32 protein-coding genes are annotated in these 23,910 nt (G+C 36.6%); 28 read left to right on the forward strand and 4 right to left on the reverse strand.

Annotated features, from left to right (window positions below; all coding sequences use genetic code 11):
* Positions 1-20: 20 nt before the first annotated feature.
* The 6 genes from HMPREF3103_RS05735 to cbpB all read left to right on the forward strand — a co-directional run bounded on the left by HMPREF3103_RS05735 (position 21) and on the right by cbpB (position 4,809).
* Positions 21-389 (forward strand): GntR family transcriptional regulator, encoded by a 369-nt coding sequence (locus tag HMPREF3103_RS05735; protein ID WP_070438157.1) that lies wholly within the window; start codon positions 21-23, stop codon positions 387-389.
* Positions 386-1,237, forward strand: coding sequence for an ATP-binding cassette domain-containing protein (locus tag HMPREF3103_RS05740; RefSeq protein ID WP_070438160.1), 852 nt, complete (start codon positions 386-388; stop codon positions 1,235-1,237). The genes HMPREF3103_RS05735 and HMPREF3103_RS05740 overlap by 4 nt, the downstream gene beginning before the upstream one ends.
* A 1-nt stretch (position 1,238) precedes the next feature.
* On the forward strand, positions 1,239-1,967 hold the full coding sequence (locus HMPREF3103_RS05745) for a hypothetical protein (protein ID WP_070438164.1): 729 nt from the start codon (positions 1,239-1,241) through the stop codon (positions 1,965-1,967).
* Positions 1,968-2,361: 394 nt separating this feature from the next.
* Positions 2,362-3,810, forward strand: coding sequence for a glutamate racemase (gene racE, locus HMPREF3103_RS05750; RefSeq protein ID WP_049555248.1), 1,449 nt, complete (start codon positions 2,362-2,364; stop codon positions 3,808-3,810).
* Positions 3,807-4,355 carry a metallophosphoesterase gene (locus tag HMPREF3103_RS05755; RefSeq protein WP_070438167.1) on the forward strand — a complete coding sequence of 183 codons (549 nt, stop codon included), beginning with the start codon at positions 3,807-3,809 and terminating at the stop codon, positions 4,353-4,355. Before racE ends, HMPREF3103_RS05755 begins: the two co-directional genes overlap by 4 nt.
* On the forward strand, positions 4,345-4,809 hold the full coding sequence (gene cbpB, locus HMPREF3103_RS05760; RefSeq protein ID WP_049555246.1) for a cyclic-di-AMP-binding protein CbpB: 465 nt from the start codon (positions 4,345-4,347) through the stop codon (positions 4,807-4,809). Before HMPREF3103_RS05755 ends, cbpB begins: the two co-directional genes overlap by 11 nt.
* 30 nt (positions 4,810-4,839) lie before the next feature.
* Here cbpB and HMPREF3103_RS05765 read toward each other — a convergent pair whose 3' ends face one another.
* Positions 4,840-5,709 (reverse strand): mechanosensitive ion channel family protein, encoded by an 870-nt coding sequence (locus tag HMPREF3103_RS05765; protein WP_239652367.1) that lies wholly within the window; start codon positions 5,707-5,709, stop codon positions 4,840-4,842.
* Positions 5,710-5,856: 147 nt separating this feature from the next.
* Here HMPREF3103_RS05765 and HMPREF3103_RS05770 point away from each other — a divergent pair, with 147 nt between their 5' ends.
* Entirely contained in the window at positions 5,857-6,258 is a 402-nt protein-coding gene (locus tag HMPREF3103_RS05770; protein WP_049555245.1) for a DUF948 domain-containing protein, read from the forward strand.
* A 22-nt stretch (positions 6,259-6,280) separates the two neighbouring features.
* Positions 6,281-6,712, forward strand: coding sequence for a YtxH domain-containing protein (locus tag HMPREF3103_RS05775; protein WP_049555244.1), 432 nt, complete (start codon positions 6,281-6,283; stop codon positions 6,710-6,712).
* A gap of 49 nt (positions 6,713-6,761) precedes the next feature.
* Here the strand turns inward: HMPREF3103_RS05775 and HMPREF3103_RS05780 are convergent, their stop codons facing one another.
* A complete protein-coding gene (locus tag HMPREF3103_RS05780) occupies positions 6,762-7,865 on the reverse strand; it encodes an aminopeptidase P family protein (protein WP_070438170.1) in 1,104 nt (367 codons plus the stop codon).
* Positions 7,866-8,022: 157 nt separating this feature from the next.
* On the opposite strand from HMPREF3103_RS05780, the gene ccpA reads away from it, so the two are divergent.
* A complete protein-coding gene (gene ccpA / locus HMPREF3103_RS05785; protein ID WP_070438173.1) occupies positions 8,023-9,024 on the forward strand; it encodes a catabolite control protein A in 1,002 nt (333 codons plus the stop codon).
* A gap of 59 nt (positions 9,025-9,083) precedes the next feature.
* Here the strand turns inward: ccpA and HMPREF3103_RS05790 are convergent, their stop codons facing one another.
* Positions 9,084-11,627, reverse strand: coding sequence for a transglycosylase domain-containing protein (locus tag HMPREF3103_RS05790; protein ID WP_070438176.1), 2,544 nt, complete (start codon positions 11,625-11,627; stop codon positions 9,084-9,086).
* Between the two features lie 200 nt (positions 11,628-11,827).
* Between HMPREF3103_RS05790 and rpsP the strand changes: the two genes are divergently transcribed.
* The 9 genes from rpsP (at position 11,828) to HMPREF3103_RS05835 (ending at position 18,767) form a co-directional block, all read left to right on the forward strand.
* A complete protein-coding gene (gene rpsP / locus HMPREF3103_RS05795; RefSeq protein ID WP_005606737.1) occupies positions 11,828-12,100 on the forward strand; it encodes a 30S ribosomal protein S16 in 273 nt (90 codons plus the stop codon).
* A 39-nt stretch (positions 12,101-12,139) separates the two neighbouring features.
* Positions 12,140-12,379: a KH domain-containing protein gene (locus HMPREF3103_RS05800; RefSeq protein ID WP_005606736.1), complete on the forward strand. Its 240-nt coding sequence runs from the start codon at positions 12,140-12,142 to the stop codon at positions 12,377-12,379.
* Positions 12,380-12,836: 457 nt separating this feature from the next.
* Positions 12,837-14,129: a DUF1576 domain-containing protein gene (locus tag HMPREF3103_RS05805; protein ID WP_070438179.1), complete on the forward strand. Its 1,293-nt coding sequence runs from the start codon at positions 12,837-12,839 to the stop codon at positions 14,127-14,129.
* Positions 14,129-14,470 (forward strand): hypothetical protein, encoded by a 342-nt coding sequence (locus HMPREF3103_RS05810; RefSeq protein WP_070438182.1) that lies wholly within the window; start codon positions 14,129-14,131, stop codon positions 14,468-14,470. The genes HMPREF3103_RS05805 and HMPREF3103_RS05810 overlap by 1 nt, the downstream gene beginning before the upstream one ends.
* 12 nt (positions 14,471-14,482) lie before the next feature.
* Entirely contained in the window at positions 14,483-14,998 is a 516-nt protein-coding gene (rimM, locus tag HMPREF3103_RS05815; RefSeq protein WP_005606733.1) for a ribosome maturation factor RimM, read from the forward strand.
* A gap of 1 nt (position 14,999) precedes the next feature.
* A complete protein-coding gene (gene trmD, locus HMPREF3103_RS05820) occupies positions 15,000-15,740 on the forward strand; it encodes a tRNA (guanosine(37)-N1)-methyltransferase TrmD (RefSeq protein ID WP_070438185.1) in 741 nt (246 codons plus the stop codon).
* Entirely contained in the window at positions 15,741-16,085 is a 345-nt protein-coding gene (locus HMPREF3103_RS05825; protein ID WP_053091358.1) for an ArsR/SmtB family transcription factor, read from the forward strand.
* Positions 16,086-16,244: 159 nt separating this feature from the next.
* The gene (gene rplS / locus HMPREF3103_RS05830) at positions 16,245-16,592 is read left to right on the forward strand and encodes a 50S ribosomal protein L19 (RefSeq protein ID WP_048784034.1); all 348 of its coding nucleotides are present in this window, start codon (positions 16,245-16,247) and stop codon (positions 16,590-16,592) included.
* 141 nt (positions 16,593-16,733) lie between these two features.
* Positions 16,734-18,767: a heavy metal translocating P-type ATPase gene (locus tag HMPREF3103_RS05835; protein ID WP_083278748.1), complete on the forward strand. Its 2,034-nt coding sequence runs from the start codon at positions 16,734-16,736 to the stop codon at positions 18,765-18,767.
* A gap of 66 nt (positions 18,768-18,833) precedes the next feature.
* On the opposite strand, the gene HMPREF3103_RS05840 is transcribed toward HMPREF3103_RS05835, so the two are convergent.
* A complete protein-coding gene (locus tag HMPREF3103_RS05840; RefSeq protein ID WP_070438188.1) occupies positions 18,834-19,109 on the reverse strand; it encodes a hypothetical protein in 276 nt (91 codons plus the stop codon).
* A gap of 195 nt (positions 19,110-19,304) precedes the next feature.
* Between HMPREF3103_RS05840 and HMPREF3103_RS05845 the strand changes: the two genes are divergently transcribed.
* The 10 genes from HMPREF3103_RS05845 to HMPREF3103_RS05890 all read left to right on the forward strand — a co-directional run bounded on the left by HMPREF3103_RS05845 (position 19,305) and on the right by HMPREF3103_RS05890 (position 23,783).
* Positions 19,305-19,706 carry a DUF2187 domain-containing protein gene (locus HMPREF3103_RS05845; protein ID WP_308609700.1) on the forward strand — a complete coding sequence of 134 codons (402 nt, stop codon included), beginning with the start codon at positions 19,305-19,307 and terminating at the stop codon, positions 19,704-19,706.
* A 110-nt stretch (positions 19,707-19,816) separates the two neighbouring features.
* Entirely contained in the window at positions 19,817-20,722 is a 906-nt protein-coding gene (locus tag HMPREF3103_RS05850; RefSeq protein WP_070438191.1) for a hypothetical protein, read from the forward strand.
* Positions 20,723-20,773: 51 nt separating this feature from the next.
* Positions 20,774-20,989, forward strand: coding sequence for a cold-shock protein (locus HMPREF3103_RS05855; protein WP_005606721.1), 216 nt, complete (start codon positions 20,774-20,776; stop codon positions 20,987-20,989).
* Complete coding sequence (locus tag HMPREF3103_RS05860) at positions 20,982-21,389, forward strand: ribonuclease HI family protein (RefSeq protein ID WP_070438194.1); 408 nt, start codon at positions 20,982-20,984, stop codon at positions 21,387-21,389. Before HMPREF3103_RS05855 ends, HMPREF3103_RS05860 begins: the two co-directional genes overlap by 8 nt.
* A 12-nt stretch (positions 21,390-21,401) precedes the next feature.
* On the forward strand, positions 21,402-21,665 hold the full coding sequence (locus HMPREF3103_RS05865) for a glutaredoxin (RefSeq protein ID WP_070438197.1): 264 nt from the start codon (positions 21,402-21,404) through the stop codon (positions 21,663-21,665).
* Between the two features lie 3 nt (positions 21,666-21,668).
* Positions 21,669-21,959, forward strand: coding sequence for a DUF1294 domain-containing protein (locus HMPREF3103_RS05870; protein WP_049555192.1), 291 nt, complete (start codon positions 21,669-21,671; stop codon positions 21,957-21,959).
* Between the two features lie 5 nt (positions 21,960-21,964).
* Positions 21,965-22,621 (forward strand): YoaK family protein, encoded by a 657-nt coding sequence (locus tag HMPREF3103_RS05875; protein ID WP_049555191.1) that lies wholly within the window; start codon positions 21,965-21,967, stop codon positions 22,619-22,621.
* Between the two features lie 11 nt (positions 22,622-22,632).
* Positions 22,633-23,151: a cysteine hydrolase family protein gene (locus HMPREF3103_RS05880; protein ID WP_070438200.1), complete on the forward strand. Its 519-nt coding sequence runs from the start codon at positions 22,633-22,635 to the stop codon at positions 23,149-23,151.
* A gap of 12 nt (positions 23,152-23,163) precedes the next feature.
* Positions 23,164-23,376, forward strand: a complete 213-nt coding sequence (locus HMPREF3103_RS05885) for a hypothetical protein (RefSeq protein ID WP_005606713.1) — start codon at positions 23,164-23,166, stop codon at positions 23,374-23,376.
* A 65-nt stretch (positions 23,377-23,441) separates the two neighbouring features.
* Positions 23,442-23,783 (forward strand): DUF6568 family protein, encoded by a 342-nt coding sequence (locus HMPREF3103_RS05890; RefSeq protein ID WP_070438325.1) that lies wholly within the window; start codon positions 23,442-23,444, stop codon positions 23,781-23,783.
* The last annotated feature ends 127 nt before the right edge of the window (positions 23,784-23,910 follow it).

Raw genomic sequence — 23,910 nt, forward strand, 5'->3', positions numbered from 1 at the left:
AAACTAAAAGGAGGTGCGTTATGAAATTTGATTTTCAAAGTGATATCCCGTTATTTCAACAAGTAGCCAATCAACTAGAAGAAGAAATCTTCCATGAAGTCTACAAAGAAGGAGATCAAGTACCGTCGACAACTGAGATTTCCACAGGGTATCAAATCAATCCAGCAACCGTATTGAAAGGAATGAACTTACTCGTGAGCGAACAAGTATTAGAAAAAAGAAGAGGCCTTGGAACGTTTGTAGCAGAAGGGGCCAGAAAAATTATTCTAATCAAAAAGCAAAATGAATTTGCCAATCAGATGGTGCCAAATTTTTTAAAAGAAGCGCAAGCACTAGGAATTACAAAAGAAGAATTAGTTAAAATTATCGAAGGAGGGTTCCTAAAATGACAATCCAAGTGAAAGGGTTAAGAAAGAAATATTTCAATAAAGAAGCTGTAAAAGGGGTCGATTTTACGATTGAACCAGAAAGTATTATCGGTTTGCTTGGACGAAATGGTGCGGGAAAGAGTACCGTTTTAAATATGATTGCTCGTCGTATTGAGAAGACAAGTGGAGAAATTTTGCTTGACGACGTGGATCTTCATAAAACTCCAAGGGCGATGCATCAAGTGTATTTATCGAGTACAGAAAATTGGTTCCCAAAAGAATATAAATTTAAAGATTTATTATCTATTTATAAGAAAACTTATCCAGAATTCGACAGTGACTTTGCAGAAGAGTTAATTAAAGTCTTTGGAGTCAATGTGAAAGAAAGATTTTCAAAGGCCTCTACTGGATACCAAAGTATTATGAAAATTATCCTAGCGCTTTGTAATCCAAGTGAGTACATCTTTATGGATGAACCAGTACTAGGATTAGACGCGAATCATCGTCAAATTTTTAACAAAAAATTACTGGAAGCTTATGCAAGAAATCCACGAACATTTGTCATTGCGACGCATTTAATCGAAGAGGTTGCGTCTATTCTTGAAAAAGTCATTGTCATTAAAGATGGTGTGGTTACAGAGGAAATAATGGTGGAAGAGGTTCTTGGAAAAGGATATGTTGTCAGTGGTGCTTCCAGTCTAGTTCAAGAGTTTGTCGCAGATAAAAAAGTATTAGTAACCGAACAAATTGGAAATATCACTCGAGCAGTAGTAATTGGGAGAAAAGGTGAGACCCCTCAAGGATTAGATTTTTCACCATTAACATTGCAAGATTACTTTATTTCAATCACTCGAAAGGAGAATGAATAAGATGAACCGTTTAGTATCAGTTGTTAGCATGGGGCTAGTGAAAAGATGGAAATCGATTTTAATCTTTTTAGGTATGTGGTGGGTTTTCGCAGGCCTATTCATGAAAATTTTTGCAAATGGAGATTTCACTTCATTTGGAGTCTATTTTCCAATTTATTTTGATAATGAAGTCGGACTCATTATTTTAATCATCGGAATTGCTTATATCATTGAACAATTCCGCCTAGAAAGCCAATTAGGATTAACGAGAAATGAACAAATTCAAAGTCTGTTTATTCAAACAATTGTCGATTCACTCATTTTAACGTTTTTCTACAGTTTATTGTTACCACTTAGAGATGGAATCACATTATTCAATACTGTCAAAATTCAATCGAAGTTAAGCACCTTATATAATCCTGAAAATCTATTTTTAAGTATTGCAGCTTTCTTTGCGCAAGTATTATTGATTCATCTGATTGCAAATGTGATTGGGATTGTTATGAATAAAATGCCATTAAAAACAGGACTATTCGCACTTGGGGGAGTTACTTTATTAATGGGTATTATAATCAGTGGAGTGAGTCATCAAGGGAAGGAATTACCAGATTTTGTTAAATTTATCATTCAACTAGGAAAATCTATCAATGAACACCCTGGCTGGGCCATTTCAATAACTTTCTTAGTAGTGATCGTTCTCTTAATATTAGTGACTAGAAAACATCAAAGTAAAGATCCAAACGTAGCATAAAAAACGAGAACTTCTGCACAGCAGGAGTTCTTTTTGTTTAGTGCGGAGGTTTCTCCCCTTTCTTTTTTAGTCACCTGGTCGTATTGCAAAACGTTATGAGCATCATTGTTTGAATGAAAAGGTCGGAGGAGTCAAACGGAGGGCCTATCGGATTCTATAGTGTGAGTAATAGCTCAGTAGGTGAGAGACCACGGCTCGAACCGCTACAGCTATTACAAACACTATGAAGATATCCGATAAAGGCACGCAGTGTAGACCCTTCAAAGCCTTTTCATTCAAACACCGAAGGGTCTTCTCTTTGATTAACTTTTTCATAATACGAACCACTTTTGAATCAGCCAGGTTTGAACTATGGTATACTATAGAAGACAAAAGATAGAGAGGTTGGCAAAATATGAAAAGACCAATTGGATTTATTGATTCAGGAGTGGGAGGCTTAACGGTTCTCAAAGAGGCGTTAAAACAATTACCAAACGAATCAATGATCTTCTTAGGAGATTCCGCTCGTTGCCCATATGGGACAAGACCGAAAGAGGAGATTCGCCAATATACGTTGGAAATGGTGCAATTTTTACTGCAAAAGAATATAAAAATGCTGGTTATTGCCTGTAACACGGCCACAGCAGTCGTTTTAGAGGAATTACAACAAACTTTAGAGATTCCGGTAGTGGGAGTGATTCAACCAGGAAGTTTGGCAGCCATCAAGCAAACATCTAATGACCGAATCGGAGTATTGGGGACGAATGCTACGATTTCAAGTAAAGTGTATCCAAAAACAATGCATGACAAGAATAAGAACATTCAAGTATTTGATATTGCTTGTCCAAACTTTGTTCCCCTTGTCGAAAATAATCAATCGGACACGCCTGAAGCTTGGGAGATTGTAAATGAAACCCTCAAACCATTAGAAGGCACCAATGTAGATACAGTGATTTTGGGTTGTACACATTATCCTCTTTTAAGAAAAACGATTCAAAAAGTCGTAGGAGATCAAGTTTCCTTAATTGATTCAGGTGCAGAAACTGTATCAAGTGTGAGTGCTCTTTTAGATTATTGCAAACTCAGCGAAACTCCTGAAACGAATCCAAATCCTACTTTAGAAATTTATACAACGGGAGATGCAACTCTTTTTGAAGAGATTGCGGAAAATTGGCTCCACAGAAAGGGTTTAGAGGTGAAGACGGTGACTTTAGAGGAAAAATTAACGCCTATCCAACTTGGAAAAGAAATTGTTATTGCAACGAATAATGTTGGAAAAGCAAAAGAATTTGCCAAAATTTTTGAACCAAAAGGCTATAAGGTTAAAACTTTAAAAGATTTCCCAGAATTAGATGAAGTTGAGGAAACTGGAACGACTTTTGAGGAAAATGCGAGACTGAAAGCAGAGACGATTGCGAATGCTTTACAAACAATTGTTTTGGCTGATGATTCAGGACTTTGTGTAGATGCTCTAGAAGGACTTCCTGGAGTTTATTCAGCAAGATTTGCAGGAGAAGAAAAGAATGATGCGGCTAATAATGCCAAACTGTTATCTGAACTAGGTGGGCTTAAAGGAAAGGAAAGGGCAGCTCATTTCACATGTTGTTTAGTTTTAGCGGCGCCGTTTAAAGAATCCCTTGTGGTACAGGCAGAATGTCACGGAGAAATTGCCACATTACCATCAGGAGACAGTGGATTTGGTTATGATCCATTATTTTTAGTGCCAGAGTATCAACAAACATTTGCGGAACTCGGAATGGATATCAAAAATAAAATTAGCCACCGTGCAAAAGCGATTGAATTACTGGTTGAAAAATGGGAACATTGGACAAACTCTTTAGGAGCTGTGGAGGAAACAGAATGAAAATAGTCATTGTCAGTGATAATCATGGTCAAGAGTTGACGCTTCGGAAAATTTTTGATCATTTTTCTGGAGAAAAAGTAACTTTTGTTCATACAGGGGATTCTGAGTTTCCCTATAAGGATGAATTATTATCTCATTGTGTAAGAGTCACAGGGAATTGTGATTATGATATGGAGTATCCTGAGTTTGAGGTTTTTGAAGTAGAAGGGATTACGTTCTTTGTCACTCATGGGCATCATCAATATGTAAATGCTGGGAGAGAGTATTTAGCAAACATGGCTAAAGAAAAAGGAGCTAGTATTGCTTTGTACGGGCACACTCATAAGCTAAATGCAGAGACTGTTGATGGAATTTTATGTATTAATTCAGGATCGACAAATTTTCCAAGAGGGACTTATTCAGGAACTGCGAGTTATGCTGTATTAGAGATTTTATCAAAAGAACAAATTCGTTTAACGTATTATACGACGAAGCATGAAGTATTAGATGATTTAGTTTTAAACTATACTTGGAGCCCTGAAGGAGGTTATACACTTGATTCATAAGAGAATACAAGAATTATTATTGGAAAATCGAGAGCAGCTCTTTATTGATGCTGAGAATGTAGCGATTCTACAAGAAGACCATACATTAGAGCATGCCATGTTAGTTCTTACGAATGTACGATATTCTTTAATCCCCGTTTTGAATAAAGAAAATCAAATTGTAGGCTTAGTGTCTTTAGCGATGATTTTGCAAAAGATTACTGGAGTCGAACAAATTCATATGAATCAACTCAGTAAGTATAAAGTTCGTGATGTCATGAAGACGGAGTTTCCAACGATTTTCGTTGATACAGATATGGAAGATGTATTGAGGGATTTGGTGGATCAAAGTTTTATTTGTATTACGAATGAAAACCAAGAATTTTTAGGGATCGTAACCAGAAAAGAAGTGTTGAAACGCATTAATTTCATGGTTCATGAATTAACTAGAGAATTTGATTTAGTTGAAAAATAAAAAGAGAAGGCGAAAATTTTTCGCCTTCTTTTATTTTGTCAGATAGGGAATCGTTGGAGTCGAAAGGTCGATTCCTTTTTTTAATAATGCTTCTTGATATAAGGTTAAGTATTTTTGATAAGTGGCATGTTGCAATCCATTCTTCGTCATGATAGAAATCGTGAAGACAAATTGTCCAGTTGGTTTGGTTTGAGGGCCCACAATATTTGGTGCAGAAGCTAGAGCCTCATCCGATTTAGCATATCGAGTATTCACGGCTTCAATGGTTTCATAGACCGTTTTTAAATCAACATTACTATTGAGTGGAAGTTCGATTAAAGCTCTCATATTTCCTCGAGATTGGTTGCTAACAACGGTAATGTTGCGATTGGGAATGTAATGCAGGGTTCCATCATATCCTCGAACTTGGGTTGTACGAACGCCAACGCTTGCAATCGTCCCAGAAATAGAATTAATTAAAACCGCATCTCCTACTTCAAATTGACGTTCCATTAAGATAAATAATCCATTGATGACATCTGATAAGAAACCTTGTGCTCCTAGACCTAAAGCAACCCCAGCGATTCCGGCACCTGCTAGTAAACTAGAAATTGGGACTCCGATAATCGAAAGAATCCAATAAATCAAAATGAAATATAAGAAATAATCCAACATATTCTCTAATAATTTAAGAATGGTTTTCTTGCGACTTTCCGATTGAGTAGAGACTCTCATAGAAGAGAGAATGGTTTTCTTAAAGAGAAAATGGGCTAGTTTTTTTCCTAAATAAAATAGTAAAAATAAAATGACTAGTGAGAGTAGTTTAGTAAAAAGATTAGATAAAATAGATTCCCATTCAATCCCATTCCAATAATTGATAAAGAAATTAGAGATGGAATCGAACCATAAAAATACACGCATAATAAGTCTTCCTTTAAATTTGAATACAATTAGTGTAGCATACAAAAAAAACGAATGAAAGAGATTCATTTTACAAAGAATTTGATGGTAATTTTAAAGGGATAGTGTTATGATTGAATCATACTAGAAGATTGGAGGAATGGCTCAATGACAGGTATTGAGATTGCTGCATTAATAGCTGCATGTGCTTTATTAGCCTTAGTAGTTTTTGTGATTGTCAAAGTATCACCGATTTTATCAAAATTAAATAAAACCGTTGAGAACATGAATCATTCATTAGAGATTATTACTAAAGATGTAGACAGCCTCTCAATTGAAGTAGAGGGGTTATTAAATAAAGCCAATGTATTGGTGGACGATATCAATGGCAAATTAAAAGCCACTGATCCATTATTTACTGCAGCTGGAGATTTAGGTGTGACAATTTCAGATGTGAATGCATCTTCACGAAATCTAGCAACAAAAGCAGTAAAACTTTCTAAAACGAGTCGTGTAGCTACGGCAGTTAACTTCGGAAGAGCATTTTTTTCCAAAAAGAAAAAAATATAATTAATGAAATGGAGTGTTGAACATGAGTAAAAAATGCGGATTTTTATTAGGAGCATTAATCGGGGGAACAGCAGCAGCAGTAACTGCATTGCTATTTGCACCAAAATCAGGAAAAGAATTACGTGAAGATTTAGCAAAAGAAGCTGATCGTTATAAAGAACAATTGTCAGAATATGGTGAAATTGCCTTAGCAAAAGGAGCAGAATTCACTGAAGTTGCCAAAGCTTCAACTCAAGATATTCGTATTAACTTACAAGAACAAGCTTCTCATCTAAAAGAACAAGTTTCTAAACATACTGAAAACTTAAAAGACCAATTCAACGAAACAGTTGATAAAGTAAAAGAAAACTTCTCTAAACAAAAAGAAGAGTCAGCTGAAGTGGTTGCTGAATTAGCAGAAGATGTAAAAGAAAAAGCTCAAGATGTGAAAGAAGAAGCTAAAAAAGAAGCATAATAATGCATCCTTAAAAAGGCTGGGAAATTCCCCAGCCTTTTTTGTTTGTCTAAAAATCATATTTTACTTTAGTGAAGAGTTTTGAACCATTTTCGGTAACAGCTAAACAGTCTTCGATACGAACACCGAAGTCACCTGAAATATAAACACCCGGTTCTACAGAGAAACACATACCTTCAACGAGTTCCATATCATTTCCTTCCATGATTGAAGGAAATTCATGTACGCTTTGGCCAATCCCGTGTCCAAGGCGATGGATGAAATATTCACCGTATCCTGCTTCTGTAATAATATCGCGAGCAATTTTATCGATTTGGCTTGCTTTCATCCCTGGTTTTATAGCTGCAATGGCTGTGTCATGCGCTTTTTGTACAATATCATAGATTTCTTGATGACGTGGATCCTTGTCCTGGCTATTTCCAAAGAAGACGGTACGTGTAATGTCACTTGCGTACCCATCTACCATTGTACCAAGGTCAAATAGAACCCATTCATTTTCTTTAAGGGTGCGGTCTCCAGGTTCACCGTGAGGATCTGCCGCGTGATCTCCAAAGAGCACCATGGTATCAAAGCTCATCTGAGAGACGCCGAGTTTTTTCATTTCAAATTCGATGATGGCTACCACTTCACGTTCGCTGATGCCTACCTTTAAGGCGTTCTTCCCGATTTCAATCGCTTTGTCAGCAAAGGTTCCAGAGTAGACCAATTTTTCAACGGCTTCTTGATCTTTTACAAGACGAAGGTGTTGAACGATTGGCGTTAAATCTACAGAAAAATGAACCTCTTTAAAATGCTTTTGAACTTGTTCTGCGGCAAAAAGAGAGAAGTCCACTTTCTCTACTGCAAAATTGGACTGAGCAGGGAAGTATTCTTTAATCGCATCTGATAAGAGCTTCCATCCATCTTCATGATCATGATAGCTTTTCACGATATAATCTGGTTCCGCTTTTTGAGCGACTTGATGCTCTAATGCCGGAACGAATAACAGTGGAGTAGCATTGGGTGAATAGACAAGAGCCACGATCCGCTCATGAGGATCCGTTGAAAAATTCGTCAAAAGACGAATGGTTTCAGGATTTTGGATTAGAGCAATCGGATTGTTTTGTTTTGATAATTCAGTTTCTAGTTGTTTGAAAGTTGGGTTTAAATTCATATAGATCATCTCCTTAAAACTATTGTAGCATACTTATCGTATCAAGAATGTAAATAGTTTCAAAAAGTTATTGAAAATTTTCGTTAAACGCTTGCATTAATTTTATGAAAGTGCTACCCTAATGATAGATGAAAAGATGCACAAAGGAGATTTGTAGATGGAAAAGCAAACAATTACGATTTATGATGTTGCGCGTGAAGCGAACGTATCCATGGCTACAGTATCGCGTGTTGTTAATGGAAATCCAAACGTTAAACCAGCAACTCGTAAGAGAGTTTTAGATGTAATTGACGAATTGGATTATCGTCCAAATGCCGTTGCGCGTGGGTTAGCGAGTAAAAAAACAACGACTGTGGGAGTTATTATTCCTGATGTTACAAACCTTTATTTTGCTAGTTTAGCTCGTGGGATTGATGACATTGCTACAATGTATAAATATAACATCATTTTAGCAAACTCAGACCAAAATAATCATAAAGAAATTCAAGTGTTAAATACTTTGTTCTCTAAACAAGTAGATGGAATTTTATACATGGGAAACCATCTAACACCTGAATTACGTGCTGAAATTGTTCGTTCAAAAACACCGATTGTGTTAGCGGGAACAATGGATGCAGAACATGAAATTGCTTCAGTAAATATCGATTTCAATGAAGCAACAAGAGAAGTAGTGGAAACTTTAATTGAAAATGGACATAAGAAAATTGCTTTTGTCACTGCTGCAATGAAAAATGTAGCTTCAGTTGATTTCCGTTTAGAAGGATATAAAGCTGCTTTAGAAAAAGCAGGACTTAAATTTGACGAAAAATTAGTTTACGAAGTTCCTCTAACCTATCATGCAGGGGAGTCTATAGCTGAACGCATCCACAAAGCAGGTGCGACTGCTGCGGTGGTAACTGATGATGAAACTTCAGTAGGATTATTAAACGGATTAATCGATTTAGGCGTTAAAGTTCCTGAAAAATTTGAATTGGTTTCAAGCAACAATTCTAAATTAACAAAAATGACTCGTCCAATTCTTTCAACGATTGCACCTCCTTTATATGATATTGGTGCCGTTGCGATGCGTCTTTTAACAAAAATTATGAATAAAGAAGAAATCGTAGAGTCTGAAATCACTTTACCATACAAGATTGAATGGAGAAATACTACTAAATAAGTAGTGTCAACTTTAAAAATTCCACAATAAAAAGGCTGGACATTGTCCAGCCTTTTTTATTAGTTTGATCGAGTCGTTTGACTTTGAGTAGAAGGAGATTGAGTGGTTTCCTCTTTCTTTTCATTCTTCTTCTCTTCTTTTTTCTCGTCTTTTTTCTCGTCTTTCTTTTCGTCCTTCTTGGTGTCTTTCTTCTCCTCTTTCTTAGGAGTTGCTTTATTCCAGAAGTTATTCATTTCTTCAGGAGTAGCTCCAATAGCGAAGTTGTAGAAAGGATTCATCGGTGGGAAATCTTTCTTGAACCAGTCGGTCGTCATTCCACCGCTAATCGAGTAGGTTCCGCCGTTTTCAGCTTTGAATGTTCCGGCTTTCGTACCTGTTGTGGATACAACAGAATCACGATAAACAGAATCTGGTTGTTTAAAGGTTGTTTCTTTACCGATTAATTCAGGATTTGCTTCATAAGCGGCCTTCATTAAGTAAGTCCATTGACGTTGACTTCTAGTAGTTGGTTCTCCGTATCCATCACCAGCAGTAATAGCATAACGGGCATTATAGAAGTTATCGTATCCAATCCAAGAACCTAACGTTACGGTTGGGGTATATGCGACAAACCAGTTATCAATTTCATTTTCAGAAGTACCAGTCTTACCAGCCAAGTCTGAACTGAAGCCCATATTTCCCTTCATATTGTAGAATTGAGTCGAATTGGCGATGTCTTGAAGCATATTTGTTGTTAAATAAGCCGTTGCGTCAGAGAAGACACGTTCTTTTTTGTCTTCATGTTGGTAGACAACATTTCCTCTGGAATCTTCAATTTTCTCGATTAAGTATGCATCGTGGTGTTCACCACCGTTTGCTAAAGTAGAGAAGGCACTTGTTTGTTCTAAAACAGTCGGACCTGTTCTGGTTCCCCCAATGGAGAGGGCGATATTTTGATACTCATCTTCAGTAATCCCTTTGATGCCCATCTTCTTCAAGTATTCACCTGCGTTAATGCCTTTTTGAAGCATTGTTTGGTAAATCTTAATAACAGGATTGTTAAACGAACGGAATAGTGCATAACGGACCGTTAAGAATTGGTTCGTTATTGTGTTTCCGTAGTTTGTCGGTTGCCAGTAAGTTCCGTTTCCTTGAGGAATACTTACTTTAGTATCTGGAACAATACTTGCTGGATAAATCAGATTATTTTCAATAGCAGGAGCATAAACCAAGATTGGTTTAATAGTTGAACCTGGTGAACGGTGCGTAGTAAACGCGTGGTCTACTTGGTTTGATTCGAAATCTCGACCAGCAACAAATCCAAGAATACGACCTGTTTTATTTTCAATCATAACCGCTCCATTTTGAGCAGGCTCTGTTTGTGTTTTGGTTTCTCCAGTATTTTGATCAACATATTGTGTATTATACGTTGGTCCAATTTGGTTTCCATAACTTGCAATCGCTTTTTGCATTGCATCATAGACTTTTTGATCGATTGTTGATGTAATCTTATATCCTGAAGAACTTAGCTCACGACTAGCTTCATCGTAATATTTGCTGTAAAGCTCTGAGTCATTACGAACTTCATCATAAGTTAATTTATTCTTTTGAGCTGCTTTAGTAATTAAGACTTTAATCGCTTCACGGTTAACAGCTTGGTAAAGATAAGATTGTCTATCTGAAGAAATTTCTTTTGGCGGAAGGAAGTCTTTTGTAATGTCATACGCTAGAGCTTCTTCGTATTGTTCTTTAGTAATTTTGTTTTCACGATACATACTAAAGAGAACAAATTTCATCCGTTCAATACCCGCAGAAGTATCTTCTTTTAAGGTAGCTTGGTTTGTGTAAGGAGTATACACAATCGGATTTTGTGGCATCCCAACAAGGTAAGCAGCTTGTGGTAGGGTTAAATCTTTTGCAGCCACACCGAAAACACCTTGAGCGGCTTCTTCGATTCCGGCGATATTTAATCCATTATGATTTCGACCAAATGAAGATACGTTTAAGTAGGCTTCTAAAATTTGATCTTTCGTAAAGTGTTTTTCAAGACGTAATGCGTATAAAATCTCGTTGGCTTTTCGTTTGAAAGTAACTTCACTCGTCAAAATTTGTTGCTTAATTAATTGTTGCGTAAGAGTGGAACCACCCGTCGCGCCTGATCCAGAAGAAACAGCTTCTTGGAGAATAGCACGAAGTAAAGCTTTTGGTACAATCCCATTATGTTCGTAGAATGAACTATCTTCGGTTGAGATAATTCCATCAATTACGTATTGAGAAATTTCTGATAGAGGTTTTACAATTCGTAGTTCATCAGAATTCACATCTGAAATTTTTGTACCGTCACTATAATGGAAACTAGAGATTAAATTAAGATTTCCAATTGCGTCACTCATTTGTTCTTGGGTAAGGGGCTCTTCATTGGAAGTTAAACTTGCAAAATATCCTAATCCAATTCCACCACCAAATATTCCTAATAGCATTAAGAATAAAATTGCAATTACAAAAATATTTTTTAGAACTGAATAAGCGATGTTAAAAATAAATCGAATATTTTTCAATATAGGTTTATTCCAAAAAGTTAGTAGAGCCTCGCGCCAATCTGGAGTTTGGTTCTGAACTGACATAATTTCAACTCTTTTCGTTTATACATATTTTTATCCAGTATATCAAAAATATGTATAAAATTCTATTTATTACTTGTTTTAATAAGGTTTAGAGCATTTTTAGAACAATTTATCATTGGTGTAAAGATAAAATACTTTACAAGCATTCTTCTTTCTGCTACACTATGTAACTGTGAGATTAATACATGGAGGTGTAAATAATGGCAGTTAAAATTCGTTTAAAACGTATGGGTTCTAAGAAAAATCCTTTCTACCGTGTAGTTGTAGCTGATTCACGTTCACCACGTGATGGTCGTTTCATCGAAACAGTTGGAACATACAACCCAGTAGCAAACCCAGCAGAAGTTTCAATCAATGAAGAATTAGCATTAAAATGGTTAGCTAACGGTGCTCAACCTTCTGATACAGTTCGCAACTTGTTATCACAACAAGGTATCATGAAGAAATTCCACGAATCAAAGTTTTCTAAGTAATTTCCATAAAGTCGACAATTCGATGGAGAGGTGAAAAGAATGCCTGATATTAGTGAATTAGTATTATCAATGGTTAAACCATTAGTAGAATTCCCTGAAGATGTTCGTATTGACATCTCTGAATCAGATGAATTCATGGAATATACTTTACACGTAAATCCGGAAGATATCGGTCGCGTGATCGGTAAACAAGGACGAGTGGCTCGTGCGATTCGTACGATTACTTATAGTGTTCGTACTCGTGGACCAAAACGTGTTCGTTTAAGTATTGAAGCCTAAATAAAACGATGAAGCCTTGGAGAAATCCAGGGCTTTTTTGTGCTATAAGAGGACTGATAAAACGATGACTTCGAATCCTTACGGATTTCTTTATACTAGCTGTACTGGGGCACCGGATTTAGTCTGGAGTCTCAATCTCTTTCAAGATTCAAATGGACTCTAAAAAATGAATTTTTAAGAGTCCATAATTCACTTTGAATGCTATCCCCAGTACTGCTAGTATAAAATCCGTAGAATTCTCCGTCATTGTATAGTCATTATAAAAAGTCTGGATTTCTGCAAAACTTCACTGAGAGGGAGAAACGGAAAAATAAGTGATACCTTATAAGGTATCACTCATTATAATGTATACATTATAATGAGTGTTCTTTTGTTGTTGTTGGCACTTGGGTTTTTGATTGTTTTCCGTTAGTTTGTTATGATAAATAAGTAATATTATAGTTGAAGGGAAGACCGTATGAAGAAAAAGCCGATATTAAAAAAACAGATGAATCGACAATATTATTATTTATTCGGCCTGTCCGTAATGTTAATGATACTAGCGTTTATCATCGAATCACCACAGTCGTTAGTGAGTGGGATGATGACGATATTAGTATCGCCAAGTCAGTTGTTTACGGATTATATGGAAATTGCGTCTGTTGGAAGTACCTTGTTAAATGTGGCGATTATGCTCGGTATTAGTATTTATAGTTATAAAAAACTGGAAATTCCTCTAAACGGAACAGTTATTGGAAGTTTGGGCATGCTTGCTGGATTCTCATTTTTTGGGAAAAATCTCTTCAATAGTATTCCATTTATGATAGGGGTATGGATTTATACGAAGGTAACGAAGCAAAATTATCGAAATTATGTCATTGTTGGATTATTTGGATCTGCTTTAGGTCCATTGATCTCTTTCCTAGCATTTAGCGGAGTTCTACCACAAGGATGGAGCGTTCTAATCGCCTATGCTTTAGGAATATTTATTGGCTTCATCTTACCTCAACTAACCACACAGTTTCTTGGGTTCCATCAAGGGTTCAGCTTGTATAATGTCGGGTTTACAGCTGGAATTATTGGAATGGTTGTTCTAGGATTTATGAATGCATTTGGAATTGAAGTAGAGACTAGAACACTAACAAGTACACAAAGTCCATTGATTTTGTATCAACTGCTCATCGGATTTTGTGTGATTTTGATAGTGACAAGTTTCTATTTACATTTCAAAAAGAAAGAAAAATATCATTTTAAGTTACTCTTAAAGCTTTCCGGACGTTTGCCAAGTGATTTTGTTGAAATGACGAATCTGGCAACAGTGACACTGAACATGAGTATTATAGGATTTATATTATTAGGATATGTCCTTATGAATGGTGGCCAATTAAATGGTCCGATTGTCGGAAGTATTATTGGTGTAATGAGCTTTGGAGCTTTTGGGAACCAAGTGAAAAATACGGTTCCAGTATTAGTGGGGATTATGATTGGTTCTTACTTGACGGGAGTAGAACCTACAAGTACGAGTGCGCTTATTGCAGCGATTTTCGGAACGACACTTGCTCCGGTTAGTGGTTATTATGGGCCGCTTGCGGGGATGATAGCAGGATTTGTTCATATTACACTAGTAAGCCATGTGGTTGTAATGCATGGTGGGCTAAATCTGTATAATAATGGGTTTGCAGGAGGATTCGTCGCAGCGGTTCTCGTACCAATTTTTGAAATTTTTGAAGGCATTCGTCAAGAGATGAAAGAAAGAAAGGCAGAGGGATAATGGCAACAGAAAAGGATTTTGTAAAACGTATCGTAAAGGAAATGGTGGATTATTTCCTGTATCATGAATTGTATGATGTGACTGCGCATGTATCTTATGTACCACATGAAAAAGCAACGATTACGTGTACTGCGCCTTATACAAAATTACCTAAAGACTTAGATTTATTAGAAGCTGGGCTTTCGGTGGAGAAACATTTAGAATTAGATTCGATGTATAGTTCATTGATGGGAACGCATAATCGAGACAAAAACTATTGTATGCTCGGTCAATGTATTGATGATTATGATGTAGAAGTCACGGATAAGTTATTACAAATTAGGGTAGAGAGACTCTTTTAAGGAGGAGAAAGAATGACAACCTTTTATAAAGTGGGAAAAATCGTTAATACTCAAGGTCTTCGCGGAGAAGTACGAGTGATTTCGACGACCGATTTTGCTGAAGAACGTTATAAAAAAGGAACAGAATTAGCGATTTTTAAAGATGGGGAATTTCTTACATTTGTGACAGTGGCTAGTCATCGTCGTCATAAAAACTTTGATTTGTTAACGTTTGAAGGAATGAACCGTATCGAAGATGTTGAAAAATACAAAGAATGTCTTTTAAAGGTAGCCGAGGAGCAGTTGACAGAACTCGAAGACGACGAGTTTTATTACCACGAAATTATCGGACTTGAAATCGTAACGGATGAAGGGGAAGTGCTTGGAAAAGTGACTGAAATTCTTTCTCCAGGGTCAAATGATGTCTGGGTTGTAAAACAAAAAGGAAAGAAAGAACTCTTAATTCCATTTATTGAACCAGTCGTTTATAAAGTTGATAAAGAAGAAAAGAAAGCTTATATCCATTTATTGGAAGGGTTGATCGATTAAGATGAAGATTGATGTATTAACATTATTCCCTGAAATGGTACAAGGACCGATGACGCAATCGATTATCGGGAAGGCCATCGAAGCAGGAAAAATTGAATTTGAGACAACGGATTTCCGTCAGTTTTCAAATAATAAACATAATCATGTCGATGATTATCCTTTCGGTGGAGGAGCTGGGATGCTTCTGAAAGTGGAGCCGATTGATTTAGCGCTCGCTTCGATTCGTGAGCGTTCTCCTGAGACGACGCCACGTGTGATTTTAATGGATCCATCTGGAAAGACATTTACGCAAAAGGATGCCGAAGAGTTGTCGAAAGAAGAGCATTTGGTATTTATTTGTGGCCACTATGAAGGATATGATGAACGGATTCGTACGCTAGTGACGGATGAATATTCAATAGGAGACTTCGTGTTAACAGGTGGGGAATTAGCCGCAACCGTGATGATTGATGCAACGGTGCGACTTTTGCCAGATGTATTAGGAAATGATGCTTCCGCAGTAGGAGATTCTCATTCCACAGGATTGTTGGAACATCCGCAATATACGCGCCCAAGAGTTTATAAAGAGATGGAAGTTCCTGAAGTATTGTTTAGTGGGAATCATGCAAAAATTGCGGAGTGGCAAATGAAAGAATCCCTTCGTAAAACTTATTTAAGAAGACCGGATTTACTGGAAAAATATGAACTTTCAAAAGAAGAAGAAAAGTTACTGGAGCAAATTAAGGAAGAAGAGGGATGTTAAATGAGAGAACATTTAAGTCCAGAAGAAATAAAAGTTTTTCAAAAGGTGATCGAAAACGATTCGGGGCGAGCAGAAATGGTTCAACTCTTTAAACTTCTAGGAGATAACACTCGGTTGAATATCATTACGCTTTTAACCCGAAAAGAACCTTTATGTGTGGAAGATTTGATGAAATGTACAGGAATGGAGCAATCTGCCATTTCTCATCAGTTAAAAAAACTGAGAGCTCACCATATCGTGAAGGCAGAAAAAGTTGGAAAACATGTTTGGTACTCCTTAGAAGATCATCATGTATTACAACTTTATAATTTAGCGGATGAACACTGCTGCGAAGAGCATTCGTAAGTCTTATTTTTACTAAGAAAATCTCTGTAATTTGCTTGCAATTGAAAAGCAAGTATGCTAATATATTTCGAGTGAGTGAGACTTCACTCAGAGATAACGATATTCCGCTGATTGGACAAGCGGCCAAGTCATGAATGTTTGTTGGAAGGAGAAAAAAACATGAGCAAATTAATCGAAGAATTAACTCAAGAACAATTACGTTCAGATATCCCTTCATTCCGTCCTGGTGACACTGTACGTGTTCACGCTAAGGTTGTTGAAGGAACTCGCGAACGTATCCAAATCTTCGAAGGCGTTGTTATCAAACGTCGTGGTGCTGGCATCAGCGAAACTTACACAGTACGTAAAGTTTCTAACGGTGTTGGTGTGGAACGTACATTCCCATTACACACTCCACGTGTAGCACAAATCGAAGTAGTTCGTTACGGTAAAGTTCGTCGTGCTAAATTATACTACCTACGTAACTTACGTGGTAAAGCAGCACGTATCCAAGAACGTCGTCGTTAATAGAAACACCAAAAGAGATTGGCTTCGGCCAGTCTCTTTTTTTATCTAAAAATAATTTAGAATAATTTTAAGATATCTCTTGACACATGAATGTTCATTCATGTATTATGTGATTAACAAGAAATAGTAAGGAGAGATATCATGGATTTCAAAGAGCTAACACATAACCTAAAACATAAATTTGAACACCTTTTGAATAAAGAAGAAACTCATGAAGGAGAAACATGCCAAGATCATTACTTGCATCATGAAGATCACGACCACGATCACGAGCATGAGCACCATCATGAACATGGACATCGTCAAGGTCACAACCACGATGATAGTAAAGCAGTTATCTTTTATATTGCAGGACTAGTCCTTTACATTATCGGGATGGTTCTTCAATATATGGGGAACGGGATTGCGAATATTCTATTCATTCTAACTGTCATCCTTTCAGGTTACCATGTAACGATGGAAGGTGTTGAAGATACTATTGAAAAAACCAAAAAGAAAGGAAAATTCCAACCGAATGTGCATATTTTAATGACACTTGCGGCAGTTGGCGCAGTGTTAATTGGAAATGCGGAAGAAGGAGCTCTACTGATTTTAATTTTTGCGGGAGCACACTTCCTTGAAGAATATGTTGAAGAGAAAAGCCGTAAGTCGCTAACAGCGTTATTACAAATGAATCCAACGCAAGCACGTCTCATCCAAGAAAATGGAGAAGTGGTTGTCGTTGACGTGGCTAGCTTAAAAGTTGGGGATACATTAGAAGTATTGCATGGCGATCAAGTGCCAATCGATGGAGTCATCACAAAAGGATTAACATCGATTGACGAAGCGACCATTACAGGTGAAAGCATGCCTCGTTCAAAAGGCGAGGGAGATGAAGTGTTCGCGAGTACAGTGAACTTATCAAGCCGTATCGAAATGCGAGTAACTGCAGAAAGTACGGATACGGTCTTTGCGAAAATTATGAAGGTTGTGGAAAATGCTCAAGGTTCAATGAACAAGCAAGCGACCTTTATTCAAAAAATCGAACCAATTTATGTAAATGCCGTTTTAATCCTTTGGCCAATCTTCCTATTATTTGGATATTTCTTAATGGGATGGGATTTAAATACAACACTTTACCGTGGAATGGTTTACCTTATCGGGGTATCTCCATGTGCCTTAGCAGCAAGTGCCGTTCCAGCAACTTTAGCAGCGATGTCTCGTTTATCTAAAATGGGAATTTTAGCAAAAGGTGGAGCAGCCATCTCTCAATTACAAGACCTACGCGTGATTTCATTTGATAAAACAGGTACTTTGACAAAAGGAACTCCAGAGTTGACAGATTACTGGTTTGAAGATGAAACAATGATTCCAGCAGTGGTTGCGATGGAAAAACAATCGACGCATCCACTGGCGCAAGCAGTCGTTCAAAAATTCAGCGACTGGACAGTGCTTGAAGAAGAAATTGAAGTGGAAGTACTTGTCGGACAAGGTGTTCGAAGTGTCGTTCGAAACGAAGAAATTCATATTATTAAATCGATGGATACAGTTGACCGCTCTAATGAAGTTGCGTCTCGTATGAAAGAATGGGCAAGCGAAGGCAAGACAGTTGTAACGGTTGTAAAAAACAATAGAATTGTTGGTTTGATGGCGTTCATGGACCTTCCAAACGAAGCGTCAAAAGCGGTGCTCGATTACTTCAAGAGTCAACAGGTGCATACAACAATGATCACAGGGGATTCAAGAGAAACGGCTGAAATGATTGGGATGAAGCTTGGAGTACAAGAAGTTGTTGCCAATGTATTGCCTGAAGAAAAATTAGAAAAGATTCAGTCTCAAAAAGAACGCTATGGATTAACAGCGATGGTGGGGGATGGCGTGAATGATGCGCCAGCTCTTGCTACAGCAGACGTCGGTATTGCGATGGGAAATGGGACAGATATTGCGATTGAAACAAGTGATATCGTCATCATGAAAAACGACTTACAAAAACTCGTTTCGGCGCATAAGATTAGTAAGAAATTACATCGTGTGATTTTAGAAAATATGATTTTTGCGATGTCAGTCGTTGTGATGCTCTTAGTCCTTAACTTCTTTGGATTAACGAACATCGGTTGGGGAGTTGTCTTACATGAAGGAAGTACGATTTTAGTACTCTTAAATGGATTACGATTGCTTGCACCAATAGAAGAATAAATGAAAAAGCAGAACAAGGACGCAGAGAAATAAGATTGTCCGAGTTCTGCTTTTTTGCACTTTGAATCACGCTTGTTCAAAACAAACGCGGTAAGTGTCACTTTCAGGAATGAGTTCTAATGGGAAATTCGTTCTATAAATACTATAATCAGGGAATTGCTCTAAAAACATGACGAAGTTATTTGGATAAATACTCAACATCTTTGTAAAGACATTATCTTGATCTATAATCACAGTTTTTATTTCACTGATATTTTTTACCCATGGGGTTTCTACATGGAAATAACTCCCAGGAGCAATATGGTATTCATACTTTAAAATAGTTATCGCTTGTTCTAACATAAAATCCCTCCATTCATTACACTTTAAGTATAGTGTAAATGTATGCGTTTTACAAATAGATGTTCATTTTTGAGCAAAATATCCCAAAAATTTCTACATAATAACCATTTTTCATTTCGGATTCATTAATAAAAAAGAGTAGAAAGAATGATAATTCAGAAATTAAGCCGTTTTTACATACAAAGGGGATACTTTGTGATACAATGGATAAAGAAGGTGTTGGAAATTGGCGAGACATGGAAAGAGGCGGGAGCAATGGTAAAACGTGTCACGAAAGAAATCAAGAGTACAGTAGAAACCGAACTCAGAAAAGGAACAAGCAAATCAAGAATTGCCCATTTGTTAGGTGTTCCGTATGAAGAAGGAGTTCAGATTATTACACAAATCAAGGAATCGATAAGACCAGAAGTTGGCAATCGGATTCGATTTACTTTTAGAGAGCAAGAGATGATTGGGATTATTTGGAAACTACTAGCCAATAGTGCTGTTGTTGTCATCGATTGGAATTCCTCTAACCAATGCATGAAGGATATTTGTGAAGCTAGAACGGTTGTTAATTTTAAGGATATTGTGGAATTTTTACCGATTGAAAAATAGAGGAAGGTCCAAGGTAGGATGAGCTACCTTAGGGCCTTTTTATTTTGATGAACTTTCTAATTTGGGTCCTTTAAAGTATAATATAAATGAAATGACTGTGGAGGAAATCGATGACTGAAAAATATACAATCACAAATGATCTTCAATCCGATGAGTTTGAAGAGAAGTTAGAAAGTGCAATCGAAGAATTTGAACATAAGATTAGCACAAAAGACTATCAAATAGACTTAGACCCTTTTTTACAATTGCTAGAAAAAGGGAAACGATGGGACGATTTAACTTACTATGTAGAAGAAGCAGCACTTGAGTTTGACACCAAAGCGAATAAGTGGGAGTGGAAGATAAAAGTTGCGATTCATAACCATCAGTTCTATCAGGTGGAAGAGTGGATGCAAAAAGAAGAACTGATATCAGTTTTAGGAATGGATCGTATTTTAGAATTAAGGCTATTATGTGAAAAAGAAAAAAGTGAATTTACCCAAAGTGAAGTGGTAAAACTGCAACAGTTAAGTGAGAAGCTTAAGAAGGATGAGGTTTTATCCGAGGAACAGAATTCCTATATTGTAAGAACGTTAACCCAGATGCAGACGCCTTTAAAATGGTCTGTAGTGGAGTCCTTTCTTTTAAGCGCCAACACACAATTATTTTGGAAAGGATTTTTAGTGGAATATTGGTTAAAAGAGGGGCCTTCGAAAAGGATAAATTTTTATGATGTTTTTTCTAACAATAGAGTGGAAATTTCTAAGGAAAATACTACATCGGTTTATGAGAATGGAGTATTCATTGAAATTGAGACTCTAATTTCTAAACAAGCCCAGCTAAGCGAAGAAATGAAGGAATTGTTACTTCAAAAACTTCATTCTGATTTTTTACGTGTAGCTCCTTTTGCTGATAAATATTTTAAAGATGCTGGGGAATGGGTAGAGACACAATTACAAAGGGATGATTTACTATTAAGCTTGTATGAAAGAGATAAGACTTTTATAAAAGCTCACCAAACACTTCATAACTGTTAAAAATTATCGTATCCAGTATAATAGAGATATATCATTAAAGGAGGAATCCATATGGAAGTCGGAATTGTTAAATGGTTCAATAACGAAAAAGGATATGGTTTTATTCGCAATACAAAGACGGATGAAGATATCTTTGTTCATTTCACAGGAATTGTGGCAGAAGGTTTCAAATCGTTAAAAGAAGGCCAAAAAGTGACTTTTGAAATTTCAAAAGGAACACATGGAGTTCAAGCGACCCATGTGGAGACACTTGTAAATCATGATTAAAGTATATACGGATGCAGCCGTCAATGGAAATCCTGGTGAAGTGGGGTTAGGAATTCTACTGGTAAAAGATGGGGAGCAATTTCCTTATAAATTTCCTATCGAAAAGAAAATGGATAATCACCTTGCCGAGTTTACTGCGATTTCTAAAGCATTGGAATTATTAGATGCCAAGCAGCATCAAGAAGAGTTAATTTTTATACATACAGACTCTAAAGTAGCTGCAGATGCAATTTTAAAAAATTATACTAAAAGAGAGGATAATAGAGTTGTCCTTCAGGAAATACAACGTCAGTTAAAACAATTTCCTCAAGTATTTATTAAATGGATACCAGAAAGTGACAATCGTGGCGCAGATCAATTAGCGCGCCAAGCCTTACAGCAACGACTAACACATCAATAAAGGAGAGATTTCATGAACGAAAAAATTTTATATTATAGTAGCTTATGCCCAGATACAGCTCCTTTTAAAGAAGCGATGGCAAAACTTGGAATTTCTGCTAGAGAAGTGGATATCACCTCTAGTATGAAAAACTTAAAAGAATTTCTCAGATTACGAGACCATGAAGAAGTGTTTATCCCAAGGAAAGCGCAAGGGATGGTGGGGATTCCTTGTTTGATTACTGAGGAAGGTGCATTCATTTTTGAAGTGAGCACCTTAGAAGAAAGGTATCTCTAATCAGTGGAGTTTCCTAAAGAATCATTGCAGACAGTCCTTTTTATTTATTTTGTTGGAATCAATAGTTTATTATTCATTTTGATGGGAATTGATAAATGTTGTGCAATTTTAAAAAAATGGAGAATTCCAGAGAGAACTTTATTGTTGCTTGGAATTTTCGGTGGAGGTTTTGGGGGTCTACTTGGGTTATTCATTTTTAATCATAAAAAGAGGAAAAACTATTTTTTAATCACTTTTCTAGTGAATATTGTTTTCTGGTTAGTGATTGGGGTAGTTTGGATGTATAGAAAGTAGGATACATGGATAAACAAGAGAGATTTTATTTTGATATTTGGATTGCTTTATTAAGTATGCTATCGGGAATGGTTAATGTATTGACCTTGTTACTGTTTTTAATACCAGCTACCCATTTTACCGGGAATATTACGCAATTTGTTTTAGCGTTAAATGAGGGGGAATGGAGCGTGGTAATCCGCCTTCTAGGAATGATACTTTGCTTTGGCGGAGGCGGTGTACTGTCGGGGGTCCTATTTTCTAAGAAAAAATTTGAACCTACTAAACGATACGGACTTTTACTGTTAACTTTCGGCATCATTATGTTAGGATTATTTTTGATAGGGCTTAGAGATGAACGCTGGCTCTATTATTTCTCATTTGTCGTGGGAACACAAAATGGAATGTTTATTTATTATCATGGAATGATTGTGCGAACCTCACATTTCACTGGATATTTAACGGATATCGGGGTTGTGATAGGTCGTTTAATTCGTGGTCAGAAGAAGGAACGTTGGAAGGTACTTTTCTATTTTACAAGTATGCTGTTTTTTGGAATTGGTGGGACTATTTCTTTCCAATTTTTCAAACTCTATTCGGATGCGACGATTATACTGATTAGTGTGGGATATATGATTCTTGGTTTTTATTATTTCTCATTCCGAAAACTATTTTTTCATTAGGAGGAAAATGTATGAAAGTTTTAATTGTTGTAGATATGCAAAATGATTTTGTAGATGGAGTATTGGGTTCAAAAGAAGCCGTTTCGATAATTGATACCGCGGTTGAAACCATTAACTCATTTGATGGGAAAGTATTTTATACTCAGGATACTCATGGAGAAGACTATCTAGATACTGAGGAAGGCCGTCATTTACCGGTCGTTCACTGTATTAAAGGAAGCGAAGGATGGAAAATTCATCCAAAAATTGAAAAAGCATTATTATTAAAAGGCGCAACAGGAATTGAAAAATCTACATTTGGTTCTGAAAAATTAATGGGAATCATTGAAAAGGAAGTTCCTGAGGTAGAAAGCATCACACTTATTGGGATTTGTACAGATATTTGTGTAATTAGTAATGCAATGCTTGCTAAAGCGCATTTTCAAAATACACCTGTTAACGTTATTTCTAGCGCTTGTGCTGGAGTTACACCAGAAAGTCATGAGAATGCTTTAGCAGCAATGAAGATGTGTCATATTGAAATTCAATAATGGAGGAAGCGTATGAAAGAGCAAGATCCAAAAGATAGAATTAGAGAAATGTCCGTGTTGAATCTCATCATGTTGATTGGGATTGCTATCGGATTTGGCATTGGAATTCTAATCGATAATATGATTGGTGGGATTGCCATCGGGATGTTAGGGGCGTTTATTTGTCGTCTATTATACATTCGTAAAAAATATAAAGAAATCAATCCGAAAGATAAGAAAGAGTAGGCACATTTGTTGCACTACTCTTTTTTCATTGTCATAATGGAGAAAAATGAATGGAGGGATTTTTAATGGAACAATTTGCAAAAGATGTAAGCCAATTTGTGGAAACAACTGCTGAGAAAGTAGAAGCGTTAATCGGTGAAGGAAAGGAAGTCGTTCTTTTTGTAGGACGCCCAACTTGCCCATATTGCCGTCGTTTTGCTCCAAAGATGAACGAAGCGCGTGAAGCTTTAGGAAAAGAAATGTACTTCATCAATTCAGAAGACAGAGCTAACGAAGCTTTAGCAGCTTTCCGTGCGAAATACAATATGCCAACAGTACCTGGTTTATTAGTCGCTCGTAATGGCGAAGTGCGTGTAGTTTGTGACTCATCACAAAGTGTGGAACAAATCAAAGCCTTTATTGGATAATAAATAAAAGTCAAAACTCTCCGTGGAAGTGATTTGCGGAGAGTTTTTGCATGCGAAAAAATAGTTCATTACCATATATGGTAATGATTTTTTAGGTCTGTGCTCAAATTCGATATTGTGATAGAAT

The sequence above is a fragment of the Granulicatella sp. HMSC30F09 genome, from assembly GCF_001806915.1.
GTDB lineage: Bacteria > Bacillota > Bacilli > Lactobacillales > Aerococcaceae > Granulicatella > Granulicatella adiacens.

Excerpts from the sequence above, each read along its gene's own strand:
- HMPREF3103_RS05735 (WP_070438157.1), top strand. The coding sequence starts at position 21 with ATGAAATTTGATTTTCAAAGTGATATCCCGTTATTTCAACAAGTAGCC.
- HMPREF3103_RS05740 (WP_070438160.1), top strand. The coding sequence starts at position 386 with ATGACAATCCAAGTGAAAGGGTTAAGAAAGAAATATTTCAATAAAGAA.
- HMPREF3103_RS05745 (WP_070438164.1), top strand. The coding sequence starts at position 1,239 with ATGAACCGTTTAGTATCAGTTGTTAGCATGGGGCTAGTGAAAAGATGG.
- racE (WP_049555248.1), top strand. The coding sequence starts at position 2,362 with ATGAAAAGACCAATTGGATTTATTGATTCAGGAGTGGGAGGCTTAACG.
- HMPREF3103_RS05755 (WP_070438167.1), top strand. The coding sequence starts at position 3,807 with ATGAAAATAGTCATTGTCAGTGATAATCATGGTCAAGAGTTGACGCTT.
- HMPREF3103_RS05765 (WP_239652367.1), bottom strand. The coding sequence starts at position 5,709 with ATGCGTGTATTTTTATGGTTCGATTCCATCTCTAATTTCTTTATCAAT.
- HMPREF3103_RS05770 (WP_049555245.1), top strand. The coding sequence starts at position 5,857 with ATGACAGGTATTGAGATTGCTGCATTAATAGCTGCATGTGCTTTATTA.
- HMPREF3103_RS05775 (WP_049555244.1), top strand. The coding sequence starts at position 6,281 with ATGAGTAAAAAATGCGGATTTTTATTAGGAGCATTAATCGGGGGAACA.
- HMPREF3103_RS05780 (WP_070438170.1), bottom strand. The coding sequence starts at position 7,865 with ATGAATTTAAACCCAACTTTCAAACAACTAGAAACTGAATTATCAAAA.
- ccpA (WP_070438173.1), top strand. The coding sequence starts at position 8,023 with ATGGAAAAGCAAACAATTACGATTTATGATGTTGCGCGTGAAGCGAAC.
- HMPREF3103_RS05790 (WP_070438176.1), bottom strand. The coding sequence starts at position 11,627 with ATGTCAGTTCAGAACCAAACTCCAGATTGGCGCGAGGCTCTACTAACT.
- rpsP (WP_005606737.1), top strand. The coding sequence starts at position 11,828 with ATGGCAGTTAAAATTCGTTTAAAACGTATGGGTTCTAAGAAAAATCCT.
- HMPREF3103_RS05800 (WP_005606736.1), top strand. The coding sequence starts at position 12,140 with ATGCCTGATATTAGTGAATTAGTATTATCAATGGTTAAACCATTAGTA.
- HMPREF3103_RS05805 (WP_070438179.1), top strand. The coding sequence starts at position 12,837 with ATGAAGAAAAAGCCGATATTAAAAAAACAGATGAATCGACAATATTAT.
- HMPREF3103_RS05810 (WP_070438182.1), top strand. The coding sequence starts at position 14,129 with ATGGCAACAGAAAAGGATTTTGTAAAACGTATCGTAAAGGAAATGGTG.
- rimM (WP_005606733.1), top strand. The coding sequence starts at position 14,483 with ATGACAACCTTTTATAAAGTGGGAAAAATCGTTAATACTCAAGGTCTT.
- trmD (WP_070438185.1), top strand. The coding sequence starts at position 15,000 with ATGAAGATTGATGTATTAACATTATTCCCTGAAATGGTACAAGGACCG.
- HMPREF3103_RS05825 (WP_053091358.1), top strand. The coding sequence starts at position 15,741 with ATGAGAGAACATTTAAGTCCAGAAGAAATAAAAGTTTTTCAAAAGGTG.
- rplS (WP_048784034.1), top strand. The coding sequence starts at position 16,245 with ATGAGCAAATTAATCGAAGAATTAACTCAAGAACAATTACGTTCAGAT.
- HMPREF3103_RS05835 (WP_083278748.1), top strand. The coding sequence starts at position 16,734 with ATGGATTTCAAAGAGCTAACACATAACCTAAAACATAAATTTGAACAC.
- HMPREF3103_RS05840 (WP_070438188.1), bottom strand. The coding sequence starts at position 19,109 with ATGTTAGAACAAGCGATAACTATTTTAAAGTATGAATACCATATTGCT.
- HMPREF3103_RS05850 (WP_070438191.1), top strand. The coding sequence starts at position 19,817 with ATGACTGAAAAATATACAATCACAAATGATCTTCAATCCGATGAGTTT.
- HMPREF3103_RS05855 (WP_005606721.1), top strand. The coding sequence starts at position 20,774 with ATGGAAGTCGGAATTGTTAAATGGTTCAATAACGAAAAAGGATATGGT.
- HMPREF3103_RS05860 (WP_070438194.1), top strand. The coding sequence starts at position 20,982 with ATGATTAAAGTATATACGGATGCAGCCGTCAATGGAAATCCTGGTGAA.
- HMPREF3103_RS05865 (WP_070438197.1), top strand. The coding sequence starts at position 21,402 with ATGAACGAAAAAATTTTATATTATAGTAGCTTATGCCCAGATACAGCT.
- HMPREF3103_RS05875 (WP_049555191.1), top strand. The coding sequence starts at position 21,965 with ATGGATAAACAAGAGAGATTTTATTTTGATATTTGGATTGCTTTATTA.
- HMPREF3103_RS05880 (WP_070438200.1), top strand. The coding sequence starts at position 22,633 with ATGAAAGTTTTAATTGTTGTAGATATGCAAAATGATTTTGTAGATGGA.
- HMPREF3103_RS05885 (WP_005606713.1), top strand. The coding sequence starts at position 23,164 with ATGAAAGAGCAAGATCCAAAAGATAGAATTAGAGAAATGTCCGTGTTG.
- HMPREF3103_RS05890 (WP_070438325.1), top strand. The coding sequence starts at position 23,442 with ATGGAACAATTTGCAAAAGATGTAAGCCAATTTGTGGAAACAACTGCT.